The following is a 25143-nucleotide window of genomic DNA, read 5'->3' as shown; positions in this document are numbered from 1 at the left end:
GATCTCCATAAATCAGTTTGAGCAACTGCGCTATGTCAGAGTCATGACACGCAGCCGCTTCACCATCGGAATACACGCCAGCACCAGCCCCGACGGCGAGTGATACACCGCCTGCTCATCGCCCACATAACCACACGCCCGATAGAAACTCACCGCATTCAAGGTTGCATCGAGCATCACCTCTTCAATGGCCCTCAGTCGCGCAACGTCCTCCAAATGATCAAGCATCGCCTTGCCATATCCACGTCCGGTGAACCCAGGCCGCACGAACAACGCCCCCACTTCATTGTTATCAAGATCGAGCATGCCGGTTGCGACGGCCTCGCCGTTCACCCACCCCAGGTAAAACAATTTGTCCATCAGCGTGTCATAGCCATCGGCGGCTTTGCCCCGCGTCCAAAGCGCCATCTGCTCGGCACTGTAGGCGCCAATGCACTGGCCAAGGATGGCGTCGCGGCGGATGTCAAACGCGCAGTTGGCGTCCTCGGGTGTCGCACGGGTTATCTCCAGCATTGCGATGTCCTTGTGTGACCTCAATTTGCCATTAGCCCATTTGTGCTAATCGACCCTTCCCACCTGCGGCGCTATATTCCCCGGCACTTCCAACGCTCCTTCGGCACCGCGCATCCATTGCGCGCGGGTTCGTTGTGCGTCGGAAAAACCAAAACAACCCCAAGGAAGAAGCACCATGAAACTCCACTCCCCCGTTACTCGCCTTGCCCTGCTGGGCGCCCTGATCATCGGCGTAGCCGGTTGCAGCAATATCAAGCCCACCGAAGACCATCTCAAGACGCTGTCGGAGACCAACCTGGGCGAGCCGGTAAAACGTATCTCCAATGTGCGCAGCGACTCCATGACCACCTACTATGTGGCCAACACCGCATCCGGCGAATACAACTGCTCCGTACCCAGCGGTGCCAGCGGCGGTGCGTTCGCAATCGCCAGCTTTGGCCTGATGAAACCTGCCGCCTACTGCCAGCCCAAAGGCGCACGTGGCAACGGACTGACGCCATTCATGCAGTAATGTTTTCCCGTCTGAGGTCGCGCAACCTGCCGCGCAGTTCCGCAGGGCGCACCGGCTTGGAGAGTATTGCGATCTGACGATCGTGCAACGCAGCCTGGATTTTCTCCACGTCATGACCGGTGAGGATCAACGCCGGCACCGCCCAGCCACGTTGCTGGCGTAGCTGATCGATGCATTCGATACCGGTGGCGTGGTTGCCCAGGTCATAGTCGGCGACGATGATGTCGCAGTCGCTGACCAGGCCCTGCCCACTGGACTCGGCCTGCACCTCGCAACCCCAGCGCTCCAGCAGGGCCTGGGTGGCGAGCAGTACGTTGTGGTCATCTTCCACCAGGCACACTTTCAAACCCGTGAGCAGGCCGGCCTGGCGCGCATCGGCGCGCAATGCCGGTTGAACCGGCGCAGTGGCGAGTGCCAGGCCATGCAGGCTTACTGAGGTGCCACGGCCCACCCGCGAACGCAGGCTCACGCGCAACCCCATCAATTGCCCCAGGCGCTTGACGATGGACAGCCCCAGGCCAACGCCTTCGACGTCCTTGTCACGCAGTTGACGCACGCGGTAGAACTCCTCGAAGACCTGTGACAGATGTTCCCTGGCAATCCCCCGCCCCTGGTCATGCACCTCCACCACCAGGCCGTCATCGCGAATACGCACGCCGACCAGCACTGGCCGTTGTGCAGCGTATTTGAAGCAATTGGAGAGCAGGTTCTGCACCATGGTCGCCAACATACCCGGGTCCACCAGTACCCAGTGGGTGCAAGGCCGCAAGCGCAGCTCAACGCCGGCCCAGCGTGCGGCTTCAGCGTTCTGGCGCATCAGGTCGGCGAGGAAGTCGCCCAGGTGGATCACTTGGTATTTGGGCAGCAGCCGGCCATTGTCGAGGGTATAGAGATCAAGAATCGAACGGAACAGTTGCGACACGTTGAGCAGCGAACGGTCGATGTTATCCACCAGCCGCCGCTCGTCATCCCCCAGCCGGGCTTCGCGCAGGCAGGCGGTGAACAGGCCGATGGAGTGGATCGGCTGGCGCAGGTCATGGCTGGCCTGGGCGAGAAAACGGGATTTTTCCAGGTTGGCGGCGATGGCTTCTTCGGAAGCCTTGCGCGTACGCTCCAGCAGGATATGGGCGTACACCGGGATCACCGTGCTGGTGATCATCAGCATCAGCACCATGAACGGCTGCGCCTGCCACAGCGGCGTGAGCTGGTACACCACCAACAGCGCCAGCAACGCCAGCCCCGTGGCAATCGCCAGGTAGCGCGAACCGTAGCGCATGCCGTTGCCCAGGTTCACCCAAACCATCACCGCATACAGCGGCAACGCCGCTTCACCGCCCACCACCAGGCCGAACGAAGTACCGGTGTAGTCGTGGAGCATGCCGAAGATGCGCCGCGCCGGGTAATGCCCGGGCCAGCGTGCGATGACCTGGCGCAACACGATGGACGCCAGCAGGAACAGGAAGATATACAGGATCACCGGCAGGTAGGTGTCCAGCGAGTGCCCGGGTAGGAAACCCAATAGGCTGATATACACAATGGCGATGGTGGCCACCACAATGCGCAGGTTAGCCTGGTCGAGTTCAGAGTTGGTCTCGAGACCCATAGTCATATCCTTGACATATCATCAGTAGAAGCAAGGGGCCCTTGGCCCCGCAGGTAAAGTAACATGCCTCAGCACACCCTTGCCCCAGGAAGGAGCACACCATGACCGGCCGGATCATCATCGCCGACGACCACCCGATGTTTCGCGAAGGCATGGCGCGTACCGTGCAACGCCTGTTGCCCGATGCCCAGGTGAAAGAGGCCGGCGACCTGGCCACGGTAAATGCGCTGCTGCGCGAGGCCGGCGAAGTCGACACCCTGATCCTCGACCTGCGCTTCCCTGGCCTGACCTGCATCAGCCAGCTGGCCGACCTGCGCCAGCAACTGCGGCGCACTACCCTGGTGGTGGTGTCGATGGTCGACGACGCCGCGCTGATCGAACAGGTCATGGCCCTGGGCATGGACGGCTTTATCGGCAAGAACATCTCCCCTGACGAGATCGGCCAGGCGTTGCTGGCGATCCGCGACGGCGAAGTGCTGGTCAAGTTCGCGCCTTCGGGCCTGCTGCCGCTGGGCACCCACACCCTCACCACCCGCCAGCGGGAAGTGCTGCGCCTGATTGCCCAGGGCAAGACCAACAAGGAAATTGCCAAGGCCCTGGATATCTCGCCGTTTACCGTGCGTATCCATGTGTCATCGCTGCTGCGCACGCTGGACGTGCCGTCACGGGCGGCAGCAGCAGTGAAGTATTCCGGAGAGTTGTAGGTCAAATGCGGGAGGGGGCTTGCTCCCGATGGAGGAGTCTCAGTAAATGCATCTGGGACTGACCCACCGCCATCGGGAGCAAGCCCCCTCCCGCATTAAACCGAGTCGCATCAGTCAGGCGCCGCTCTGCATCCGATATTTATGCTCACTTCCCAGCTTAATAATATTTTATTAATCACCGCCCGCCCCCTAACTTGACGTCATGCCCAAGCTGAATCCAACTGCATTACGCAAGGACAGACACATGACTCAAGCAATAACAAAAATAGACACGCTGGTAGTGGGAGCGGGTCAAGCTGGCGTAGCCATGAGCGAGCACCTGAGCAAGCAAGGCGTGCCGCACCTGGTGCTGGAGCGCAGCCGCATCGCCGAGCGCTGGCGCACCGGGCGCTGGGATTCGTTGGTCGCCAACGGCCCGGCCTGGCATGACCGTTTCCCTGGCCTGGAATTCGATGATGTGCCCGCCGATGGCTTCGCGCCCAAAGAGACGGTGGCGGATTATTTTGAAACCTATGCACGCAAGTTCAATGCACCGATCCGCACCGGGGTGGACGTCACCTCAGTGGTACGCAACGTCGGCCGCCCCGGTTTTACCGTGCACACCAGTGAAGGTGTGATCGAAGCCAACCGCGTCGTGGCTGCCACCGGGCCGTTCCAGAAGCCGGTGATTCCGGCCATCGCGCCGAAAGACATCGCGCTGCACCAGATCCATTCCGCCGACTATCGCAACCCCGGGCAACTGCCGGCGGGCGCGGTATTGGTGGTGGGCGCCGGCTCTTCCGGGGTGCAGATTGCCGATGAATTGCAGCGCGCCGGGCGCCAGGTGTACCTGTCGGTCGGCGCCCATGACCGCCCGCCACGCGCCTATCGCAACCGCGACTTCTGCTGGTGGCTGGGGGTGCTGGGTGAATGGGACCAGGTGGCGATGAAGCCCGGCCGCGAGCACGTGACCATCGCGGTCAGCGGCGCCCACGGCGGCAAGACCATCGACTTCCGTGAACTGGCCCAGCAAGGCATGACCCTGGTCGGCCTGACCCAAGCCTTTGACGGCAACGTGGCCAGCTTCCAGCCCAATCTGGTGGAAAACCTGGCACGCGGCGACGAAAACTACCTGGCCCTGCTGGATGCGGCTGACGCCTATATCGAGCGCAACGGCCTCGACCTGCCGCTGGAGCCCGAAGCGCGTCGCGTGTTTCCCGATGCCGAATGCATCAAGAACCCGATCCTGCAACTGGACCTGGCCGAGGCCGGCATCACCACGATCATCTGGGCTACCGGGTTTGCCACGGATTACAGCTGGTTGAAAGTCGACGCCTTCGACGCCGCCGGCAAGCCCCAGCACCAGCGCGGGGTCTCCAGTGAAGCGGGCATCTACTTCCTCGGCTTGCCGTGGCAATCGCGGCGTGGTTCGTCATTCATCTGGGGTGTGTGGCACGACGCCAAATACGTGGCCGACCACATTGCCATCCAGCGTCAGTACCTTGAGTACCGCGAACCCGCACCGGTTGCCCACCAGACCCCTGTCAGCGCCTGAGCACTTTTTCCTGGAGTTTTTTGATGCCTACCCACACTCGTATCCGCATGTTCAACACCAAAGAAACCTACCCCAACCAGAGCCTGGACAATGATCTGTGCCAGGCAGTGCGCGCCGGCAACACCGTGTATGTACGCGGCCAGGTGGGTACCGATTTCGACGGCAACCTGGTGGGCCTTGGCGATGCCCGCGCCCAGGCCGAGCAGGCGATGAAAAACGTCAAGCAACTGCTCGAGGAAGCCGGCAGCGACCTCAGCCATATCGTCAAGACCACCACTTATTTGATCGACCCACGCTACCGCGAGCCGGTATATCAGGAAGTCGGCAAGTGGCTCAAGGGCGTGTTCCCGATTTCCACCGGGCTGGTGGTCTCGGCCCTGGGCCAGGCGCAGTGGCTGATGGAAATCGACGTGATCGCGGTTATTCCAGAATAAGGAGGCTAGCCATGACCTTTTCCATCGTCGGCCGTTGCGCGGAAACCGGCCAGCTGGGCATCGCCATCAGCTCATCGAGCATCGCCGTGGGCGCCCGCTGCCCGTGGCTGCGGCCCGGTGTGGGCGCAGTGTCGACCCAGAACATCACCCTGCCTGCCCTCGGCCCGGACGTGCTCGACCTGCTGGAACAGGGCCTGGCCCCGGCCGAGGCCCTCGACCAAGCCCTCACGCGCAACGGCTACAGCCAATACCGGCAAGTGACGGCGATTGACCACCTGGGCCGCAGCGTGCATTTCAGCGGCAGCCAGACCCTGGGCACCCATCATGCGGTATCGGGCGAGCAATGCGTGGCGGCGGGCAATATGCTTGCCGACCGCGAAGTCATCACGGCGATGGTCACAGCCTTCGAACAGGGTGAAGGGCAACTGGCAGACCGGCTGCTGGCGGCCATGCATGCCGCCATCGCCGCCGGTGGCGAAGCCGGTCCGGTGCACTCTGCCGCGCTGGTGGTGGTGGGCGAGCTGACCTGGCCGATCATCAATCTGCGTGTGGACTGGGCCGATGAAAACCCCATTGGCGAACTTCAATCACTCTGGGACGCCTACCGCCCGCAAGTGCAGGACTATATCGACCGCGCCCTCGCCCCCGACCGCTCCCCCGGCTACGGCGTGGCCGGAGACGACCGATGAGCCGCAGCCGCGAATTGCTGCGCATGCTGGTGGGGTTCGACACCACCAGCCGCGAATCCAACCTGCAGTTGATCGAGTTTGTGCGCGATTACCTCGCCGGGTTTGGTGTAGCCAGTGAACTCGTCTGCAACGCGCAGCGCAGCAAGGCCAACCTGTTTGCCAGCGTCGGCCCGGTGGAGTTGCCGGGTATCGTGCTGTCGGGGCATACCGACGTGGTGCCGGTGGACGGGCAACCCTGGACGCTGCCGCCGTTCGAGTTGACCGAACGCGACGGCAAACTGTTCGGGCGCGGCACTGCCGACATGAAGGGGTATATCGCCTGTGTGCTGGCGTTGGTGCCGGAGCTGGTCAAGACGCCTTTGCGCCTGCCGGTGCATATCGCCCTGTCCTATGACGAGGAAGTCGGCTGCCTCGGTGTGCGCTCGCTGCTTGCGGTATTGGAGCAGCGCCCGGTAAAACCGATGCTGTGCATCATCGGTGAACCGACTGAGCTCAAACCCGTGCTCGGCCACAAGGGCAAGTTGGCGATGCGTTGCGACGTGCATGGCGAGGCATGCCACTCGGCGTATGCGCCCTCGGGAGTGAATGCGATTGAACACGCTGCCGAGTTGATCGGCGAGCTGGGGCGCATTGGCCAGCGCTTGCGTTCGCGCCAGGACCCAAGGTTCGATCCGCCGTTCAGCACGGTACAGACCGGCATGATCAGCGGTGGCAAGGCGTTGAACATCGTGCCCGCCGATTGCCGCTTCGATTTCGAAGTACGCGCCCTACCCGCCATGGACCCGGGCGAAGTGGCCGAGGAGTTGCAGGCGTATGCGATGCAGCAGGTGTTGCCGCGCATGCAGGCGGTGAGCAAGCAGAGTTCGATCAGGTTTACCGAGTTGTCGGCCTACCCCGGCTTAGTTACCGACGAGCGTAGCCAGGCGGCGGAGTTGATCGCGGCGTTTTCGGGCTCGCGGGACTTTGGCACCGTTGCGTTTGGTACCGAAGGCGGGCTGTTCGATGCCGTGGGCATACCCACCGTGGTGTGCGGGCCGGGAAGCATGGACCAGGGGCATAAGCCGGATGAGTTTGTGAATGTGGAACAGCTCGACGGCTGCGATGCCATGCTGCGAAGGATGCTGGACTCGATTCAGATTTGAAGAAAATACAGATCCAATGTGGGAGGGGGCTTGCTCCCGATGAGGGAGTGGCAGTGAAAGCAGCTGTGACTGACACACCGCCATCGGGAGCAAGCCCCCTCCCACATTGGGTCCTGCGTTCAGCCGAGTAACCGTGCGAGCTCTTCACGGCAGTAATCCACAAACAACTGCACCGGCTTGGTCAGCGGGGCCCGCCTCAGCCACACCGCCGACAACCCCGACCCCGTCACCGTTTCCGCCAACGGAATACACACCACCTTCTGCCCATCATAGGTGTACTCACTGAACGGCTTGGTCACCAGGATCGAGAACCCGAACCCGCGCCCCACCATGCCGCGCACCATCTCGATGGACGGCGAGCTGAACACGATATTCGGCGTCAGCCCGCGCTCTTCAAAGATGCTCACGAAATAGGTCCGGCTGGGCAGCACATCGAGCAAGATCATCGGCTCCAGCACCAGGTCGGCCAGGGACACCTTGGCCTGTTGTGCAAAACGGTGATCGGCCGGCAGCAACGCATAAGGCTGTTGCGGCGGCATCAGTGGCGTGGTCTCGATGGTGCCGCCCAGGTCGTGTTCGAACAGCATCGCCACATCGATACTGCCTGCCGTCAGCGCCTGCACCAGCTCCTGCTGCTCGCCGTCGCGAATACGGATCTCAACCCCCGGCCAGCGCGCCTTGAAACCGGCGATCAAACGCGGCAGGTACAGCGGCGCTACGGTTTCAAAGCAGCCAATATCGATCTGCCCCGCCACTACATCATTGTCCGCCAGGGCGTTCTGCTCGAACTCATGGGCCACCCGCAACAGCTCCAGGGCCTTGCGATAAAAACGCGCGCCACTGGGGGTGAGCGAAACGCCCTGGGCGTGATGGCGGATAAACAGCTGCACGCCAAAACTCTCCTCCAGGTGCTTGATCGCCGTGGACACCGACGGTTGGGCGATATACAGCTTGCGCGACGCCTCGGCGACGCTGCCGCATTCGGCCGTGGTCACAAAATATCTGAGCTGGCGCAGGTTATAGGCAGCCATCGGCACCTCCATAAACGTGGGATTTCGCCCCAAACAAGTGCGAAAAAATCGCGCTTTTTTCATCGATTCGAGCCCATGCAACATACCGGAGCAAAAATCTGCGCGAGATACTTTTTTTAAGGTCTATAGCAACAAACTTACTAATTTACCTCCCCGCGCCCATTGCAGATGATCACTCCAACAACAAAGCGCCGCCCCGTGCAGCGCACAGCGAAGTACGTCAACGTACTCACCTTGCCTTGGAGCTCGTCATGGTTACCACTGCAACATCCAGCGCCCCGCTTATCGAAAAACACACGATTGGATACGTGCCCCCGGAAGATCGCCATGGAAAGGTAAGAGACCTGTTCACCCTGTGGTTCGGCGGCAACATCGCGCCGTTGCCGATCGTCACCGGCGCACTGGGTGTGCAACTGTTCCACCTCAACCTGATGTGGGGCATTGTCGCCATCCTCGTCGGCCACCTGGTCGGCGGTGTGTTGATGGCGTTGCACTCGGCCCAGGGCCCGCAGATGGGCATCCCGCAGATGATCCAGAGCCGCGCTCAGTTCGGCTCGCTCGGTGCGCTGCTGGTGGTGGTGATCGCCGGGGTGATGTACATCGGGTTCTTCGCGTCCAACATCGTGCTCGCCGGTAAATCCCTGCACGGCGTGGTCGACGCGGTGCCCGTGCCGGTGGGCATTGTGATCGGCGCCATCGGCTCCGGCATCATTGGCATCATCGGCTATCGCTTCATCCACGTGCTCAACCGTATCGGCACCTGGGTGCTGGGCGCCGGCATCGTGCTGGGCTTCGGCTACATCTTCACCCACGTGCAGACCACCGACTTCCTGACCCGCGGCAGCTTCAACATCTCCGGTTGGCTGGCGACGGTTTCCCTGGCAGCGCTGTGGCAGATCGCCTTTGCGCCGTACGTATCGGACTATTCCCGCTACCTGCCGGCCGACGTCCCCGTCGCCGCCACCTTCTGGACCACCTACCTGGGCTCGGCCCTGGGTTCGAGCCTGGCCTTCATCTTCGGCGCCGTCGCCGTGCTCGCCACCCCGGTAGGCATGGACACCATGGACGCGGTCAAACTCGCCACAGGCGCCATCGGCCCGTTGATGCTGGTGCTGTTTTTGCTCAGCGTGATCAGCCACAACGCCCTCAACCTGTACGGCGCGGTACTGTCGATCATCACCCTGGTGCAGACCTTCGCCTACCGCTGGATCCCCACGGCCAAAAGCCGCGCCGTGATCTCCATCATCGTGCTGGCCGCCTGTTCGATTGCGGCAGTGTTCGCCTCCAAGGACTTTATCGGCCACTTCGTCGACATGGTGCTGGTGCTGCTGGTGGTGCTGGTGCCGTGGACGGCGATCAACCTGATCGACTTCTATGCGATCCACAAAGGCAAGTACGACATCGCCTCGATCTTTCGCGTGGATGGCGGCATCTACGGCAAGTACAACCCCCAGGCGTTGCTGGCGTATGCGGTGGGGATTGCGGTGCAGATTCCGTTTATGAACACGCCGCTGTACGTGGGGCCGATTTCCGAGCACATCAACGGTGCGGACCTGTCCTGGGTGGTGGGGTTGGTGGTGACGTCGCCGTTGTACTTCTGGTTGGCGAGTCGCGACAGTGCGTATAAGCGCCGCATGGATGGGGGCAAGTTGGTGGGTGGGGTCTGATTTACGGCGGCTGTGCGTGAGAGACCTTCGGGTCTGCCGGGGGTGATTCTTCCTGGCCTGCGAACCCGCGCACAGTTGCCACCCAGTCTGTTTCGCAGCAGCAAGGCTGTGAGGAAACCCGCCTTGGCGGGTTTTCTGGTTTTTGAAGAACTCAAACCTACCGCCAGGATATGTCGAACTCGGTCAAAACTGTGGAAGGGGGCTTGCCCCCGATACGTAACCACGATGCGAAGCGAGCCGCTCTTGATCTTGCTTTTGATCTGAGGCGCCCCGTTAAACCACGCTGGCCGGAATTCGACAGGGATTTGGGGGGTAAACCGGCAGGGATGCCGGTTTAGCCGCCCCGCGCCATGGATGGCGCGTGGCGGCGGCCCCCAAATCCCTGTCGGATTACGGGCACACCGAGCCTGAGCGAGGTGCCGAGTGGTGGGGCGAGGACCTTTTGCTTACTTTTGGCTGGGCCGGCATTCCGGTCCTTCCAAAAGTGAGCCGCTGTAAGAGCGGAACCCTAAGTGGCCGTTACCTAAATAACGGATATGTACTCGGTCTAATCCAACATGCTGGTCGGCTGTCAGGCCGCCATCGGGGGCAAGCCCCCTCCCACATTTGGCTCGCGGGGTATCAGTTAGTTAGCGGTCGGCTGTCAGGCCGCCATTGGAGCACCCCTCCCACATTTGGATCTGCATGGGTCAGTTAAACCTCACTTCTTCCCCTCGAAGCGAATGGCCTCCCGGTGCCATACGCCCAATATTTATCTATGATATGGCCTTTCGCTCAACGCCCCAGGAAACACCCATGCCCACCCTCACCTTGCGCAACGCCCTCCCCGCCGACGCCCACCGCTGCTTTGAAATCGAAACCAGCGCCTACGAAGGCGACGAAGCCGCCACCCTGGAAAAGATCGCCACGCGCATCGCGCAGTATCCCCAGGGCTTTCTGATCCTGGAAGCAGACGGCGATGTGGTCGGGTTTATCAACTCAGGCTGCGCCCACGAGGTGGTAATGTCAGACGAAGCCTTCAAGGAGTTAGTCGGTCATTCATCCGAGGCGCCGAACGTGGTGATCATGTCGGTGGTGGTAGACCCGGCGCATCAGGGCAAAGGCTACGCAACAACCCTGATGACTGAGTTCGTGCAACACATGCGTACGCTGGGCAAGCAGACCATTCACCTGATGTGCAAGGAGCAGCATGTGCCGTTGTACACCCGCATGGGCTACACCTATGTGCGCCCTTCGCCTTCGGATCACGGTGGGATGGCGTGGCATGAGATGGTGATGGTGTTTTAAGAGCCCCCTTACACAGCGATCGCATCTATGTTGCAAAACGTAAAACCGCCAACAACCGCGCGGCGAAAAAATGCATTTCAACGAGCAAAACCCCTGAGTTCATCTGCACTCCCTGACGTCAAGCCGGGCATTGCAAATGATCTTCCAGACTGTGCCTACAGCCACTCCTGCACCTCAGCAACCTGAACGCTCAGTGGTTTCACGTCGTTACAATCACCCCGAACAGGTCTGATTGAGCCCCCCTTCATGGCGCTGTAGTCTGCGAAACGCCTAGCCGTGAACTGATCCTGGCAGGTCCATTTCCTAGCTATCACAGAGGTGCAATTATGTCTTCAATCAATACTCCCACCCCCTCCATCCCTGCGTACCAACCGGTTGACACAACCAGGATCGGTAACGACACACCCAAGTCAAACGCCTTGGAACAAAACGAGTTTGGTGAGGATGCAGAAGTATCCGACGGCAAGGGCGGCTGGATAAGCGCCAGCGACCAATATCGGGCCCACGCCAACCGCCAGCGACTCGAACAGGAAGCCAACCATGAACCTATTGATTTCGAGATCAAATCCGACGGCAACGACGGTTGGGTCAAGGCCGATGACAGTCAGGAACCCATCGACTTCGAAATCAAATCCGACGGCAACGGCGGTTGGGTAAAAGCCTAACCCAGGCTTTAAAGGTTGGGCGGGCTACAAACCACGCCAGGTCGAATCCCAGTCTGAATGTGGGTGTGGGCTTGCTCGCTCCCACTTCTGAATTAGAGGCATCAGCCAAATCGTTACCAACTGCCAGAAGCCCCACCGCCGCCACTGGAGCCCCCTCTACCGGAACCACCGCTGCTGGAATTACCGCTGCTGGAATTACCCGCGCTGGAGGAACGGCCGCTGGAGGGGTGACTGCTTGAGCTCGAACGGAGGAAACCACCACCCGAACTTGAACCAGCCCCACTGCCGTTGTAGATGAAGATAAACAACGATAGAACGAATGCGCCCGGAAGCGTCTCCTGCCAGCCGTCACCGTCGGCAATCAATACTGCGGTCAGATACACCATCATCGCCAGGAAAAGCCGCACGATAAAACCCATCCGACTCTTGCCCCAAGCGTCTTTCATGAACACCAGCAACAGCAGATGCAGCCACAGTAAAAAACATGCTCCCACCAGAAACATCAACCAATCGAAGAAGTTGACCTCAGTGTATTGATTCACCACCACCAGCCCGACGATGTAAATCAAAAACAGCAATGCGCAGTAAAATATCGTGCGTGCCCTCCACAGCGCACCGAAAATGGCAGCGCCGATCAGCATATTCAGCGGGAATACCAAGAGGTACAGCGGCCATTGCGCACCGCCGACAAAAACTACCACCAGCACCGTGAGCACAACCGTGGCAATCAAGGCGTGGCGCCAGTCCAGCTTGCGAGTCACTATCAGCACGCCGCCGACAGCGCCGAAAACGAACGCCAGCAACACCGCAGTGGCTCCGAGTGGCAACCTCGGTTCAGCGACCTTGGGCAGATCGCCGCCATCCACCAACACGGTCAAGGCGTTTACGCCCTGTTGAATACCGCCCGCAAAGTCCCCCTGGCGAAACGCCGGGGTGATGCGCTCTTCGATAATGCGATGGGCCAGCAGGTCGGTGACGATACCTTCCAGGCCGTAGCCCACCTCGATGCGCACTTTGCGATCGTCTTTGGCCACCACCAGCAGGATGCCGTCGTTGATGTCCTTGCGCCCCAGCTTCCAGGCGCGGAACAATTGGTTGGCATAGTCCTCGATGCCGTCGCTGCCGGTAGTCGGTACCAGTAACACGGCGACTTGCGCACCCTTTCGCTGTTCAAGCTCGGCGAGTTGGTTTTTCAAGCGTTGGGTGGTAGTGGAGTCGAGAGTGTTGGTGAGGTCGATCACCCGTTGGTCCAGGGCCACCCCGATGGGCGAAGTGTCAGCCCGGGCCAGGCTCATCACGCCGACAAGCAACAGAGCCAGCAGGCTCAACACCGATTGCCGTAGAATCATCACCATGCTTTGTTACCTGAAGTTTCTTCCTGAAGGCATCGACTCTACCTGATCGACGTATAACACGTGACCCTAAGCGTGCGACTATCTAAACTGCTGCCACGCCCACATAGCTATTTGCCATCTACGAGACGCCCATGGATCTACGTCACCGCAACCACGTCAGTGTGAAGGGCCATGGGCCTTCGACCCTGGTGTTTTCCCACGGCTTTGGCTGTAACCAGGCGATGTGGAATTATCTGGCGCCGCACTTTCTCGAGCGCTTTCACGTGGTGCTGTATGACTTGGTCGGCGCCGGCCTGTCGGACCTGAGTGCGTTCGACAAAACCAAATACAGCAGCCTGGACGGCTATGCCCGCGACCTCAACGAGATTGTCGACGCCTACGCCAAAGGCCCGGTGATTCTGGTGGGCCACTCGGTCAGCGCGATGATCGGCACCCTCGCCGACCGTTTCGCCCCCGGGCGCATTGCCGCACATGTGATGATCGGCCCGTCACCCCGGTATATCGACAGCGAGGACTATGTCGGCGGCTTCAAGCACGACGATATCGACGACCTGCTAGATACCCTGGACAGCAACTACCTGGGCTGGTCCAGCGCCATGGCCCCAGTGATCATGGGCGCCCCGACGCAACCGGCATTGAGCAACGAACTCACCGAAAGCTTCTGCCGCACCGAGCCGGACATCGCCAAGCAGTTCGCCCGCGTGACCTTCCTCTCGGATAACCGCCACGACGTGCAGGGCCTGGCCACTCCGGTACTGATCCTGCAATCGAGCGACGACTTGATCGCCCCCGTGGCCGTGGGTGAATACCTGCATGCTGTGATGCCCAACAGCACCTATTGCCTGGTGGACAATGTCGGCCATTGCCCACACATGAGCGCGCCCCAGGCGTGCGCGGCGGCGATGGACTCGTTCCTGGCGCCATGGGCAGTTGCCAATGCCTGACTCGCTGTTTGACAGCGCCGCCTGCGCCCTGGCCGTGACCCAGGAGGACGGCAGCATCCTGCACGTCAACCCGCGCCTGAGCGACTGGCTCGGGTTCAGCGCGGCCGAGTTGCAGGGGCGCAGGTTCCAGGACCTGCTGACCATGGGCGGACGGATCTTCTACCAGACCCACCTGGCACCGATGCTGCGCATGCATGGCAGCGTCACCGAGGTGAAGCTCGACATCCGCCATTGCGCCGGGCACAAATTCACCGTCTTGCTCAACGCCAGCCAGCGCCAGCAGCCCGACGGCGTGGTGTATGACCTGGCGCTGTTCGGCACCACCGACCGTGACAAGTACGAGCGCGAACTGCTCAATGCGCGCAAGTTGGCCGAAGCCCTGCTCCAGGAAAAAACCGCCACCGAACTGGCCTTGCACCAGGCCCAGGCCGAATTGAGCAAGGCCTATGCCATCGCCCAGCGCCGGGCGTTGTTCGCCGAGCAGATGGTGGCGATTGTCAGCCACGATTTGAAAAACCCGCTCACCGCGATCCGCATGGCTTCGGACTTTCTCCAGCGCGGCGAGCGCACAGCCAAGGAGCGCCAGTTGCTGGGGCACATCGGCCAGTCGTCGGAACGCGCTCAACGCATGATCGCCGACTTGCTGGACTTCACCCAGGCCCGAGTCGGCCAAGGCATCACCATCAAGGCGGTACCGCTGGATCTGCACAATGTGATCCAGCATGCGGTGGACGAACTGCGCGTGGCCTTCCCTGCCGCCACGCTGGTGCATCACGCCGAGGGCCTTGGCCAAGCGTGCCTGGATGCCGACCGGGTGCAGCAGATCATCGGCAACCTCGTCGCCAACAGCGTGGCCTATGGCGACCTGCTGCAACCGATCACGGTCACCTCGCGCCTGGGCGACAATGCCTGTGCCGTCGCCGTGCACAACCATGGCCCGGCAATTCCCGAATCACTGCTGGCGGGGCTGTTCGAACCCATGACCCGTGGCACCGACCAGGGCAGCGACGTGCGCAGCGTCGGCCTGGGCCTGTATATCGTGCGCGAACTGGCCAAGGTGCATGGCGGCGATGTGGCGGTGAGTTCCTGTGCGATGGCCGGCACCACCTTTACCGTGATGTTCTAGTACAGGTATGCGGCGCCCTGCATGATCGGTTCTACATGGCCGGTCAGTATCACCCCGCCCTGCCCGTCCCATTGCACCGTGACCGTACCGCCGTCGCACTCGACCGCCACGGTGTCATCGAGCAGCCCGCGCCGAATTCCATTGACCACCGCCCCGCAACAACACGAACCGGACCCCAACGGCACAGCGCCGCCACGCTCCCAGATGCGCAGGCGGATATGGCTGCGGCTCAGCACTTGTACGAAATGTACATTGGTCTTGGCCGGGAACAGTGGGTGAACTTCCAGTGCCGGGCCGACCGTCGCGACGTTGATGGCGGCGATGTCCTCCACGAAAAACGTACAGTGCGGGTTGCCCATGCTGCAAGCCGCCGGGCTGCCATCGATGGGCAGCACGCGGGTGTCGATCGCCTTGGCCAGGGGCACCGCTGCCCAGTCCAGCAACGGCGCGCCCATGTCCACCGACACCTGCTGCCCGTCGACGCGGGTACACGTCAGTAACCCACGCTCGGTACGCAGCACGATGGCCCGGGTGCCGGCCTCGTGCATCAGGCGGTCAGCCACGCCACGGGTAGCGCTGCCGCAAGTGTGCAGGCGCGTGCCGTCGGGGTTCCAGAATTGAATACGCGCGGCGGCATCCTCACAGTCGAGCACCACAGCCAGTTGATTGAAACCGATGCCCGTGTGGCGATTACCCAGGCGACGGGTAACCTGCGCAGTGATGGGGTTGTCCTGGCCACGGCGGTCGATGATGATGAAGTCGTCGCCATGGGCGTGCATTTTCACGAACGGCAAGGTCATGGGTGCAGGTCCTGTTGTCGAAGTGAAGCAGTTCTAATAACACTGTAGGAGCGAGCTTGCTCGCGAAAATCGTGAAGACGACACGTTTTACCTGCAAGTACGCGTTATCGTTGACGTTCTTCGCGAGCAAGCTCGCGCCTACAAAGGGTTGATGGTCATGCTTATCGTATTCAGCGGCCTGCCCGGCAGCGGCAAGACCACGATTGCCAGGCAACTGGCGCGACAGACCGGCGCGGTTTACCTGCGCATCGATGTGATCGAACAGGCACTGCGGGACGCAGCGGTATTGATGGGCGATGTGGGTGCCAGCGGCTACGGCGTGGCGAATGCGCTGGCGCTGAGTAATTTGCGCTTAGGGCAGCGGGTCATTGCCGATTGCGTGAACCCGGTCAGGGAGAGCCGCCAAGCCTGGCAGGCGGTGGCGACGACAGCGGGGGTAGAACTGATCAATATCCAGGTGGTGTGTTCTGATCAGCAGGAGCACCGGCGCCGTGTGGAAAGCCGGGTGGGCGATGTTCCCGGGCTGGTGCCGCCGACCTGGCAGTCGGTGCTGGTGCATGAGTACGAACCCTGGGATGAACCAGCGTTCAGGCTTGATACCGCGCGGATGACGCCGGCACAGGCAGTCGCGACAGCCCACGCACACCTATTCAATGTGGGAGCTGTCGAGCTTTAGCCGGATTCAGTCGGGGAAATTACCGCGCAACGCCTCGAGTCCACCGCTGTAGACGCCGGCAAACAGTTCTTCCACTGCCGCATCCGTAGTGCCTGCTGCCGGGGTGAACACGCCGGACCAAGTCACTTTCGCCGACGTCTCAGTCAGCGCTTCAACCTGCAAGGTCGCCAGATAAGCACTCACCGGAAACGGCGAGGCCTCAATGGTGTAGCTGTAGGTGCGCGCCACGTTGTCGAAGCTCTGCAAGCGCTCGACGATCTGGCCGCCGTCAGCCGTGGTCAGGTGACGCACACGACCACCTTCGCCTGGCTCGCTCTTGGCGATAAAGGGCAGCCAGTCGGGCAGGCTGTTGAAGCCGCCGATCAGTTGCCAGACCTGGTCGGCCGATGCCGGGATTTCAATCACAGAAGATGCTGTTGCCACGAGAAATACTCCAAAACAGGAAAAAAATCAGATCGCCATGCTGTCGACAACGCCGCCGTCAACCCGCAACGCGGCACCGGTGGTGGCAGACGACAGCGGTGAAGCAATGTACGCCACCAGGTTCGCCACTTCATCCACATTGGCGGCGCGCTGGATGATCGAGGTAGGCCGCGCATTACGCACGAACACATCGGCCTCTTCCCGTGCACTGCGCCCGGACTGGGCCGTAGCGTCCTTGAGCATCTGCTCCAGGCCGTCGGTGAAGGTCGGCCCCGGCAGGATCGCATTCACCGTGACGCCGGTGCCCGCCAAGCGCTTGGCCAAACCGTGGGACACCGCCAGGTTGGCGCTTTTGGTCACGCCGTAGTTGATCATGTCGGCCGGCGTAGCCACGCCGGACTCCGACGACACAAAGATCATCCGGCCCCAGCCCTGCTCGACCATGCCTGGCGCATAATGGCGCGCCAGGCGCACGCCGGAGATCACATTGACCTCATAGAAGCGCGTCCACTCGCTGTCCGGCGCCTCGAAGAAATCCACATCGTTAAAGATGCCGAGGTTGTTGACCAGGATATCGGCGCGAGGTTCGGCAGCGAATAGTTTCTCGGCGCCCTCGAGGGTGCCAAGGTCGGCCACCAGCCCACGCAGGTCAGCGCCGGGCACCGCCTGACGGATGCTGGCCAAGGCGTCGTCGACCTTGCCCGCGTCCCGACCGATCACCACTACCGTGGCCCCGGATTGCGCCAGGGCCTGGCTGATGCCCAGGCCGATACCAGCGGTGCTGCCGCTGACGATGGCCACTTTGCCGCTCACATCGATGTTCATACTTAAACTCCTTGGGAATTAGAGAGGCAAAGGCGCACGGTCCGATATCAATCGAGCCTCGCGCAACGCTTGCCAGAAGGCTGCTGGAATCTTCTCTGACAACGCCGCGACATCTTCGGCAATCCGTCCCGGACGACTGGCACCGGGTATCACCGCCGCCACTGCCGGGTGCGCCAGGGAGAACTGCAGCGCCGCGGCTTTCACGCTAACGCCAAACACCTGGGCGATCGCCTTGATCTGCTCGACCTTGCTGATGATCGCCGGGCTGGCTGGTTGGTATTCGAAGTGCGTGCCGCCGGCAAGAATGCCGGAGCTGTAGGGGCCACCAACGACAATTTCGACGTGCTGGGCCAAGGCCGAATCCATCAAGCGTTGCAGGGCGCGCTCGTGGTCCAGCAGGGTGTAGCGGCCGGCCAAAAGGAAACCGTCGGGCTGGGCCTCAGCCAGGTCCAGGGTCAGTTCGCAAGGCTCGACGCGATTGACGCCCAGGCCCCAGGCCTTGATCACGCCCTCTTCACGCAAGCGGGTCAGTACTTTGAACGCGCCGGTACGGGCCTGGTTGAAGTACTCCAGCCATTGGTCGCCGTAGAAGTCCTGGGCGATGTCGTGAACCCACACGATGTCCAGGCGATCGGTCTGCAGGCGTTCGAGGCTGTCTTCAATGGAGCGCAGAGTGGCGTCGGCGCTATAGTCATTGAGCATTTTGTTCGGACGACCGTGTTCGAACACGCCGCTTTTTTCGCCGAGGTCGCGGGAGCCGGCTTCGACTTCATCCAGAATCACCCGACCGACCTTGGTGCTGAGCACGTAGTCATCGCGATTGTAGTTAGACAGGGCCTGGCCCAGGCGGATTTCCGACAGGCCCGAGCCGTAGAAGGGCGCCGTGTCGAAGTAACGCACGCCGTGGTTCCAGGCGGCCTCGACGGTGGCCTGGGCTTCATCTTCAGGAATGGCGCGGAACATATTGCCCAGGGGCGCGGTGCCAAAGCCCAGTACGCCGGGCAGTTTGTCTTTCAAGCTCATGGTGGAATCCTCAATCGGTTCAAGGGGGGTGACCGTTGAGCAGATCCTAGATTGCGTTAGTCAGACCGTCCAAGACATACTGCGACCAACTTGAGTCCCCAGAGGTCTTAGATGATCGATCTACGCCAACTGCGCTACTTCGAAGTGGTCGCCGAAGAAGAACACGTCGGCCGCGCCGCCGAGCGCCTGCACATCTCTCAATCGCCCCTGAGCCGCCAGATTGCTCAGCTTGAGGAACGCCTGGGCCTGACCCTGTTCGAACGCAGCCAGCAACGCATCCGCCTGACCCGCGACGGCCAGACCTTCCTGGCCGAAACCAAGGCGCTGCTGACCCACGCCAATCGCCTGGAGTCCCTGGGCAAGCGCCTGGGCCGTGGGGAAGAAGGCGGCTTGTGCATCGGCTATATCGAAAATGCCATGCATGCCGGCGTACTGCCCAATGCCCTGCGCATCCTGCGCGATGACCGGCCCACCGTGCACATCAAACTGTACAACCTGCCCTCCCTTGAGCAATTGGAGGGCTTGCGCCAACGCAGCCTGGACATCGCCCTGGTAGGCGAACCGCCTGCCGCCGACGACCCGGACCTGACCGCCTTGCAAGTGCTCGACGACCCGATGCTGCTGGCCCTGCCCGAACAGCATCCGCTGACCAGGCAAAGCGAATTGTTGCCTGAACACCTGGCCGAACAACAATGGATCGGCGTGCAGCGCAAAACCGGCGCCAACCCCGCCGATGATTTCGTCGCCGCCTGTATCCGTGCCGGGTTCACCCCGCAGATTCCCATGGAAGCCAGCGAACCCTTTACCGCATTGGGCCTGGTGGCCTCGGGGCTTGGAGTGGCGATGGTGCAGAAGGGCCTGAGCCGCAACGCACCGCCCGGCGTGGTGTTGCGCGAGCTGCCATGGCTGAGCTACACCACACCGCTGTGGGCGGCATGGCACCGGGTCAACCTGCGACCATTGGTGGAAACCTTTCGCAAGGTGCTGACTGAACCTACCGCTATCTAACTATGTGGGAGGAGGTTTGCAGCGATATAGGTGGGTCAGTCAACATCCCTGTCTCTGAACCACCGCTATCGGGAGCAAGCCCCCTCCTACATTTCAACCGCGTTTTGCCTGAATAAATGCGATCAACTGTGGGAGGGGGCTTGCCCCCGATGAGGGAGTGTCAGCAAACAGATCTGTGACCGACCCACCGCCATCGAATCATCACACCAGCCCCACATTTTCTAGCGCGCCAACCTCGCCATGATCCCCGCCGAATTGACGAAAATCGCAACCCCCACAAACACCAGCCCAATCGCAACCCCCTGCCCCAGGCTCAGCTGTTCGCCGAAGAACACATACGAAGTGAGCAGCCCCGACACCGGTACCATCAACAACAACGGCGCCACCCGCGAAGCCGGGTATTTCTTCATCAGATTGTTCCATACCCGGTACCCGACGATGGTAGTGATATAGCACTGGAACACAATCGAGAACCCCGCTCCCCAGGTCAGGTCGGTGACCAGGTGCGTCAGCGGCTCGGCACCCTCGAACCACAAGGTCATCAGCAACAAGACCGGAATCGAAAACAGGCTGGACCAGACGATAAAGGCCACCATGTCCTCAGGCTTGTTGACCTTGACGATCAAGTTGCACAACGACCACGACAACGCCGCCAGCAACACCAGCAAAATGCCCAGAGTGGTGGACGCGTGTTCCGACAGGTGCAGGATCATGAACAGCCCCAGCGCAGACAACAGCATTCCCGCCCCGTGGACCCTGCTTATGGGTTCCTTGAGAAACAACCGGCTCATGATGAGGGTGAAGAACGCACTGAACTGCAGGAACACCGAAGACATCCCCGCCGACAGCCCGTTGTGCATCGCCACGTTGACCACGCCCCACAGCCCGGCACCGAACAGCACGCCATAGGCAGCCAACAAGACATAGGAAACACCCTGTGGCTTAGGAATGAACATCACCAGGGGCAGCGCACAGAAGGTGAACCGCAACAGGGTCAGCACAAACGGGTCCAAATCCTCCAGACCCAGGCCGATGACCGAGAAGTTGGCGCCCCAGATTATCGTTACCGCCAGCCCTGCCAATAGATCGGATTTACTCAGGCGCATGGCCCTTCCCCCCGTTATGCCAGCGTCTTGGGCGGCACGGGGGCTGTCTATAAGCTCCTCCCTGGACCGCAGCTTGTGCGGGGCGCAATTTACGCAAAGATTTGCACGCGGGTAACTAACCGTACGGTCAGTAGGCAAGGGACGGAAAAAGTGTCTTGAAAAAAGCCCTTCCGCTTTTCGCCACACTGCCCCGCCCCTTTAAACACCGCCTGGGGTCAGAGCATCTCGCGCAACCGATACCACAACATGCCCAGCGCCAGCAGCGGCGAGCGCAGTGCCTTGCCGCCCGGGAAGGTCATGTGCGGCACCTGGCTGAAGATATCCAGGCCACGGCTGCCGCCGGCGTGAATTGCTTCGGCCAGCAGCCGTGCGCACCAGTGCGTGACGTTGAGGCCATGGCCGGAATAGCCCTGGGCATAGAACACATTCGGGTACTGCTGCAACCGTCCGACCTGGGGAAAGCGGTTGGCGGTGATGCCGATCTTGCCGCCCCACTGGAACTCGATGGTGGTGTTGGCCAGTTGCGGGAACACCTTGAGCATTTTCGGGCGCATATACGCGGCGATGTCCTGGGGATCGCGCCCCGAGTAATGGCAGGCGCCGCCGAACAACAGGCGTCGGTCAGCGGAAAGCCGGTAGTAATCCAGGCCGACTTTCTGGTCGCACAGCGCCAGGTTCTGTGGGATCAACTGTTGCGCCACGCGTTCAGGCAGCGGCTCGGTAGCAATGATGTAACTGCCGGCCGGCAGCACCTTGCCGCTCAAACGCGGTTCCAGGTCTTCCAGGTGCGCATTACACGCCAGCACCAGCCGGGCGGCGCGCACAGTGCCCGTGGCGCAGCGTACCTGCACGGTGTCGCCATGGATCAGTTCCAGCACTTGCGTGTGCTCGAAGATCTTTACGCCGAGGGCCTCGGCCACCCGGGCCTCCCCCTGCACCAGGTTGAGCGGGTGCAGATGCCCTGAGCCCATGTCGACCAGGCCACCGGCATACACCTTCGAGCCCACCACCTGCGCCATGTCCTGCGCACCGACCAGTCGGGTTTCAGGGGCATAGCCAAGGGCCGCCAGGTGCGCCTGTTCGCCCCTGAACGCGGCAAACTGCGCCGGGGTGTTGGCCAGCTCACAGAAGCCCCAGCGCAGGTCGCAATCGATGCCATGCTCGACAATGCGCTGGCCCACCAACGCCACCGAGTCGATGCCGGCCCGCTCCAGGTAACGCACGCCCTCCTCACCCACGTATTTGGCAAACCCCGAGACATCATGGCCGATGCCACGGATCAACTGCCCGCCGTTGCGCCCACTGGCACCCCAGCCAATGCGCCGAGCTTCCAGCAGGATCACCGAGAGCCCGCGCTGGGCCAGTTCGATGGCGGTGTTGACGCCGGTAAAACCGCCGCCGATCACACACACATCGGCGCTCAGGTCTGTACCCAGGGCGGCACGCTCAGGCAATGTGTGGGCCGAGGCGCGATAATAGGACTGGGCGTGGTCATGGGACAGCATCATTTGTTGGTCTTCACTTTGCTCCAGGCGCGGGTCATCAGGCGCATGGTTGCCGGGGTCGGCGTGGTGGAAATATAGAGTTTGTCGAGCACTGCCTGGGGCGGGTACACCTCGGGGTTGTCCACCAGTTCCGGGGCCATGAACGGCTTCGCCGCCGGGTTGGCGTTGGCGTAGCCCACCGAGGCGCTGACCTTGGCGATCACTTCGGGGTCGAGCAGGTAGTTGATAAAGGCGTGGGCCTGCTTGGGGTTGGTGGCGTCTGCCGGGATCGCCAGCAGGTCGAACCACAGGTTGGAGCCTTCCTTGGGAATCGAGTAGGCAATGTTCACCCCGTTCTTGGCTTCCTTGGCGCGGTTGGCGGCCTGGAATACATCGCCGGAATAGCCGAACGCGACGCAAATATCGCCGTTGGCCAGGTCCGAAATGTATTTGGAGGAATGGAAATAGGTAACGTACGGCCGCAACGTCAGCAACTTGGCCTCGGCTTGCTTGTAGTCCTCGGGGTTCTCGCTGCGTGGGTCCTTGCCCATGTAGTTAAGGATCGCCGGGAACAGTTCGTCCGCCGAGTCGAGGAAGGCCACGCCGCACTGGTTGAGCTTCTTGATGTTCTCGGGTTCGAACAGCACCGCCCACGAATCGATATGGTCGATGCCCAGCACCTGCTTGACCTTGTCGACGTTGTAGCCGATGCCATTGGTGCCCCACAGGTACGGCACCGAGTGGGCGTTACCCGGGTCGTTCTGCTCCAGCAACTTGAGCAGTTTGGGGTCGAGGTTCTTGAAGTTGGGCAACTGCGCACGGTCGAGCTTGAGGAACGCGCCGGCCTTCACCTGGCGCGCCAGGAAATGGTTGGACGGCACCACCACGTCATAACCGGTACGCCCGGCAAGCAACTTGCCCTCCAGGGTTTCATTGGAGTCGAACACATCGTAGATCACCTTGATCCCGGTTTTCGCCTGGAAATCCGCCAAGGTAGTCTCGCCAATGTAATCAGTCCAGTTATAGACGCTGACCGTCGGCGCGGCCTGACCGGCACTGCTGAATGCCGCCACCAGGGCCAGCGGGAGAAGCTTGTTCACAAGACGCATATCGACACCCCTTTTATGATTGTTTTTAGACACTCAATAGCAGGAACTCACGCTCCCAGGAACTGATCACCCGCTTGAAGTTCTCGTGCTCGGCGCGCTTGACCGCGACGTAGCCGCGCACGAATTTCTCTCCCAGGTACTGCTTGACCGTGTCGCAGTCCTCCATACGTGCCAGCGCATCCTCAAGGGTGAACGGCAAGCGCAGGTTGCGCCGTTCATAGGCGCGGCCTTCCACCGGCGCACTGGGTTCGATCTGCTCGATCATGCCCAGGTAGCCACACAACAGGCTGGCGGCAATCGCCAGGTACGGGTTGGCATCGGCGCCCGGCAAGCGGTTTTCCACACGCATCGCCTCCGGGCTGGAGGTGGGCACACGCAGGCCAACGGTGCGGTTCTCTTCGCCCCACTCGACGTTGACCGGCGCCGAAGTGTCCGGCAGGAAGCGGCGGAACGAGTTGACGTTGGGCGCAAACATCGGCAGCAGCTTGGGGATGTACTTCTGCAAGCCGCCGATGTGATGCAAAAACAAGGGGGTCATGCGGCCGTCGGCATCGACGAACACTGGCTTGCCGGTGGCGATCTCCACCACGCTCTGGTGCAGGTGCATGGCACTGCCCGGTTCATCGGCCACCGGCTTGGCCATGAAGGTCGCGGCGACGTTGTGCTTGAGCGCGGCCTCACGCAGGGTGCGCTTGAATACGGTGATCTGGTCGGCGAGGTCCAGGGCATCGCCGTGGCGAAAGTTGATTTCCATCTGCGCCGGGCCGTCTTCGTGGATCAGCGTGTCGAGGTCCAGGCCCTGGGCTTCGCACCAGTCATAGACGTCTTCGAACAGCGGGTCGAATTCGTTGGCGGCGTCGATGGAAAACGATTGGCGCCCGGTTTCGGCACGCCCGGAGCGGCCGATAGGCGTCTTCAACGGCAGGTCCGGGTCTTCGCAGCGCTGGGTCAGGTAGAACTCCATTTCCGGCGCGACAATCGGCTGCCAGCCCTGGTCGGTGTAGAGCTGCAAGACTTTCTTGAGCACGTTGCGCGGCGACAGTTCGATGGGGTTGCCCTGTTTGTCGAAGGTGTCGTGAATCACGATGGCCGTGGGCTCGATGGCCCAGGGCACCATGTAGGTGGCGTTGGCCACCGGGCGGCAGATCATGTCGATATCGGCCGGGTCGAGCAGGTCGTAGTAGATATCGTCGTCGACAAAGTCCCCGGTTACCGTTTGCAGCAACACACTTTCCGGCAGGCGCATGCCTCGCTCATGCAGGAACTTGTTGGTGGGTGCAATCTTGCCGCGCGCGATGCCAGTCAAATCACTGATCACGCATTCGACTTCGGTAATCTTGTGTTCTTTCAGCCAGGTGGAGAGCTGATCGAAGGGGGCGTTCATAAGGACCTCGTCTTGGGTGGGATGCGACGCCGGCTTGTACTTGCGGCGCATTGAGGTCTATCTTGGGCCAGCCTTCAAACCGCATCTATCCACTTTGCAC

General features: G+C 61.4%; 25 protein-coding genes. 13 read left to right on the top strand and 12 right to left on the bottom strand.

Features of this window, described 5'->3' with window-relative positions; all coding sequences use genetic code 11:
* Positions 1–30: 30 nt before the first annotated feature.
* Positions 31–513 carry a GNAT family N-acetyltransferase gene (locus NMB39_RS12365; protein WP_494339158.1) on the bottom strand — a complete coding sequence of 161 codons (483 nt, stop codon included), beginning with the start codon at positions 511–513 and terminating at the stop codon, positions 31–33.
* 175 nt (positions 514–688) lie between these two features.
* Here NMB39_RS12365 and NMB39_RS12360 point away from each other — a divergent pair, with 175 nt between their 5' ends.
* Positions 689–1024 carry a hypothetical protein gene (locus NMB39_RS12360; RefSeq protein ID WP_046068533.1) on the top strand — a complete coding sequence of 112 codons (336 nt, stop codon included), beginning with the start codon at positions 689–691 and terminating at the stop codon, positions 1022–1024.
* Here the strand turns inward: NMB39_RS12360 and NMB39_RS12355 are convergent.
* Positions 1014–2627 (bottom strand): ATP-binding response regulator, encoded by a 1614-nt coding sequence (locus tag NMB39_RS12355; protein ID WP_057025639.1) that lies wholly within the window; start codon positions 2625–2627, stop codon positions 1014–1016. The genes NMB39_RS12360 and NMB39_RS12355 overlap by 11 nt on opposite strands.
* 101 nt (positions 2628–2728) lie before the next feature.
* On the opposite strand from NMB39_RS12355, the gene NMB39_RS12350 reads away from it, so the two are divergent.
* From NMB39_RS12350 to argE, 5 genes are all read left to right on the top strand, one after another.
* Positions 2729–3331, top strand: a complete 603-nt coding sequence (locus tag NMB39_RS12350; RefSeq protein WP_057025638.1) for a LuxR C-terminal-related transcriptional regulator — start codon at positions 2729–2731, stop codon at positions 3329–3331.
* Positions 3332–3533: 202 nt separating this feature from the next.
* Positions 3534–4865 (top strand): flavin-containing monooxygenase, encoded by a 1332-nt coding sequence (locus tag NMB39_RS12345; RefSeq protein ID WP_494339159.1) that lies wholly within the window; start codon positions 3534–3536, stop codon positions 4863–4865.
* 23 nt (positions 4866–4888) lie between these two features.
* Positions 4889–5299 (top strand): RidA family protein, encoded by a 411-nt coding sequence (locus NMB39_RS12340; RefSeq protein ID WP_057025636.1) that lies wholly within the window; start codon positions 4889–4891, stop codon positions 5297–5299.
* Positions 5300–5310: 11 nt separating this feature from the next.
* The gene (locus tag NMB39_RS12335) at positions 5311–5988 is read left to right on the top strand and encodes a DUF1028 domain-containing protein (protein WP_057025635.1); all 678 of its coding nucleotides are present in this window, start codon (positions 5311–5313) and stop codon (positions 5986–5988) included.
* Complete coding sequence (argE, locus tag NMB39_RS12330) at positions 5985–7130, top strand: acetylornithine deacetylase (RefSeq protein WP_494339160.1); 1146 nt, start codon at positions 5985–5987, stop codon at positions 7128–7130. Before NMB39_RS12335 ends, argE begins: the two co-directional genes overlap by 4 nt.
* 119 nt (positions 7131–7249) lie before the next feature.
* Here argE and NMB39_RS12325 read toward each other — a convergent pair whose 3' ends face one another.
* On the bottom strand, positions 7250–8161 hold the full coding sequence (locus NMB39_RS12325) for a LysR substrate-binding domain-containing protein (RefSeq protein WP_046068540.1): 912 nt from the start codon (positions 8159–8161) through the stop codon (positions 7250–7252).
* Between the two features lie 251 nt (positions 8162–8412).
* On the opposite strand from NMB39_RS12325, the gene NMB39_RS12320 reads away from it, so the two are divergent.
* The 3 genes from NMB39_RS12320 to NMB39_RS12310 all read left to right on the top strand — a co-directional run bounded on the left by NMB39_RS12320 (position 8413) and on the right by NMB39_RS12310 (position 11780).
* Entirely contained in the window at positions 8413–9828 is a 1416-nt protein-coding gene (locus NMB39_RS12320) for a purine-cytosine permease family protein (protein ID WP_057025633.1), read from the top strand.
* A 795-nt stretch (positions 9829–10623) separates the two neighbouring features.
* Positions 10624–11115 carry a GNAT family N-acetyltransferase gene (locus tag NMB39_RS12315; RefSeq protein ID WP_198731002.1) on the top strand — a complete coding sequence of 164 codons (492 nt, stop codon included), beginning with the start codon at positions 10624–10626 and terminating at the stop codon, positions 11113–11115.
* Positions 11116–11534: 419 nt separating this feature from the next.
* Positions 11535–11780: a hypothetical protein gene (locus NMB39_RS12310; protein WP_057025631.1), complete on the top strand. Its 246-nt coding sequence runs from the start codon at positions 11535–11537 to the stop codon at positions 11778–11780.
* A gap of 113 nt (positions 11781–11893) precedes the next feature.
* On the opposite strand, the gene NMB39_RS12305 is transcribed toward NMB39_RS12310, so the two are convergent.
* Positions 11894–13135 (bottom strand): TPM domain-containing protein, encoded by a 1242-nt coding sequence (locus NMB39_RS12305; RefSeq protein ID WP_494339161.1) that lies wholly within the window; start codon positions 13133–13135, stop codon positions 11894–11896.
* Positions 13136–13266: 131 nt separating this feature from the next.
* Here NMB39_RS12305 and NMB39_RS12300 point away from each other — a divergent pair, with 131 nt between their 5' ends.
* Both NMB39_RS12300 and NMB39_RS12295 read left to right on the top strand, forming a co-directional pair.
* Positions 13267–14079 carry an alpha/beta fold hydrolase gene (locus tag NMB39_RS12300; RefSeq protein WP_494339162.1) on the top strand — a complete coding sequence of 271 codons (813 nt, stop codon included), beginning with the start codon at positions 13267–13269 and terminating at the stop codon, positions 14077–14079.
* Positions 14072–15205 (top strand): PAS domain-containing sensor histidine kinase, encoded by a 1134-nt coding sequence (locus NMB39_RS12295; protein WP_494339163.1) that lies wholly within the window; start codon positions 14072–14074, stop codon positions 15203–15205. The genes NMB39_RS12300 and NMB39_RS12295 overlap by 8 nt, the downstream gene beginning before the upstream one ends.
* Here NMB39_RS12295 and dapF read toward each other — a convergent pair.
* Positions 15202–16005 (bottom strand): diaminopimelate epimerase, encoded by an 804-nt coding sequence (dapF, locus tag NMB39_RS12290; protein ID WP_494339164.1) that lies wholly within the window; start codon positions 16003–16005, stop codon positions 15202–15204. The genes NMB39_RS12295 and dapF overlap by 4 nt on opposite strands.
* Positions 16006–16162: 157 nt before the next feature.
* On the opposite strand from dapF, the gene NMB39_RS12285 reads away from it, so the two are divergent.
* Positions 16163–16681, top strand: coding sequence for a P-loop nucleotide/nucleoside kinase family protein (locus NMB39_RS12285; RefSeq protein ID WP_494339165.1), 519 nt, complete (start codon positions 16163–16165; stop codon positions 16679–16681).
* A 6-nt stretch (positions 16682–16687) separates the two neighbouring features.
* Here the strand turns inward: NMB39_RS12285 and NMB39_RS12280 are convergent, their stop codons facing one another.
* From NMB39_RS12280 to NMB39_RS12270, 3 genes are read right to left on the bottom strand one after another with little or no spacing between them, the layout of a single operon-like run.
* Positions 16688–17104, bottom strand: a complete 417-nt coding sequence (locus NMB39_RS12280) for an SRPBCC family protein (protein ID WP_057025625.1) — start codon at positions 17102–17104, stop codon at positions 16688–16690.
* 27 nt (positions 17105–17131) lie between these two features.
* A complete protein-coding gene (locus tag NMB39_RS12275) occupies positions 17132–17929 on the bottom strand; it encodes an SDR family NAD(P)-dependent oxidoreductase (protein ID WP_494339166.1) in 798 nt (265 codons plus the stop codon).
* Between the two features lie 18 nt (positions 17930–17947).
* The gene (locus NMB39_RS12270) at positions 17948–18952 is read right to left on the bottom strand and encodes an aldo/keto reductase (protein WP_494339167.1); all 1005 of its coding nucleotides are present in this window, start codon (positions 18950–18952) and stop codon (positions 17948–17950) included.
* A gap of 111 nt (positions 18953–19063) precedes the next feature.
* Between NMB39_RS12270 and NMB39_RS12265 the strand changes: the two genes are divergently transcribed.
* On the top strand, positions 19064–19960 hold the full coding sequence (locus NMB39_RS12265; protein WP_057025622.1) for a LysR substrate-binding domain-containing protein: 897 nt from the start codon (positions 19064–19066) through the stop codon (positions 19958–19960).
* 221 nt (positions 19961–20181) lie between these two features.
* On the opposite strand, the gene NMB39_RS12260 is transcribed toward NMB39_RS12265, so the two are convergent.
* The 4 genes from NMB39_RS12260 to NMB39_RS12245 form a co-directional block, all read right to left on the bottom strand.
* Positions 20182–21066, bottom strand: coding sequence for an EamA family transporter (locus tag NMB39_RS12260; RefSeq protein WP_494339168.1), 885 nt, complete (start codon positions 21064–21066; stop codon positions 20182–20184).
* A gap of 215 nt (positions 21067–21281) precedes the next feature.
* A complete protein-coding gene (locus NMB39_RS12255; RefSeq protein ID WP_494339169.1) occupies positions 21282–22574 on the bottom strand; it encodes an NAD(P)/FAD-dependent oxidoreductase in 1293 nt (430 codons plus the stop codon).
* Positions 22571–23659 (bottom strand): polyamine ABC transporter substrate-binding protein, encoded by a 1089-nt coding sequence (locus NMB39_RS12250; protein ID WP_057025619.1) that lies wholly within the window; start codon positions 23657–23659, stop codon positions 22571–22573. Before NMB39_RS12250 ends, NMB39_RS12255 begins: the two co-directional genes overlap by 4 nt.
* A gap of 25 nt (positions 23660–23684) precedes the next feature.
* Positions 23685–25043: a glutamine synthetase family protein gene (locus NMB39_RS12245; RefSeq protein WP_306958153.1), complete on the bottom strand. Its 1359-nt coding sequence runs from the start codon at positions 25041–25043 to the stop codon at positions 23685–23687.
* Between the last annotated feature and the right edge of the window lie 100 nt (positions 25044–25143).

This window comes from Pseudomonas sp. FBCC-B545 (assembly GCF_059134095.1).
The sequence above is the reverse complement of the archived record's forward strand: the minus strand, read 5'-3'. Positions and strand labels throughout refer to the sequence as shown.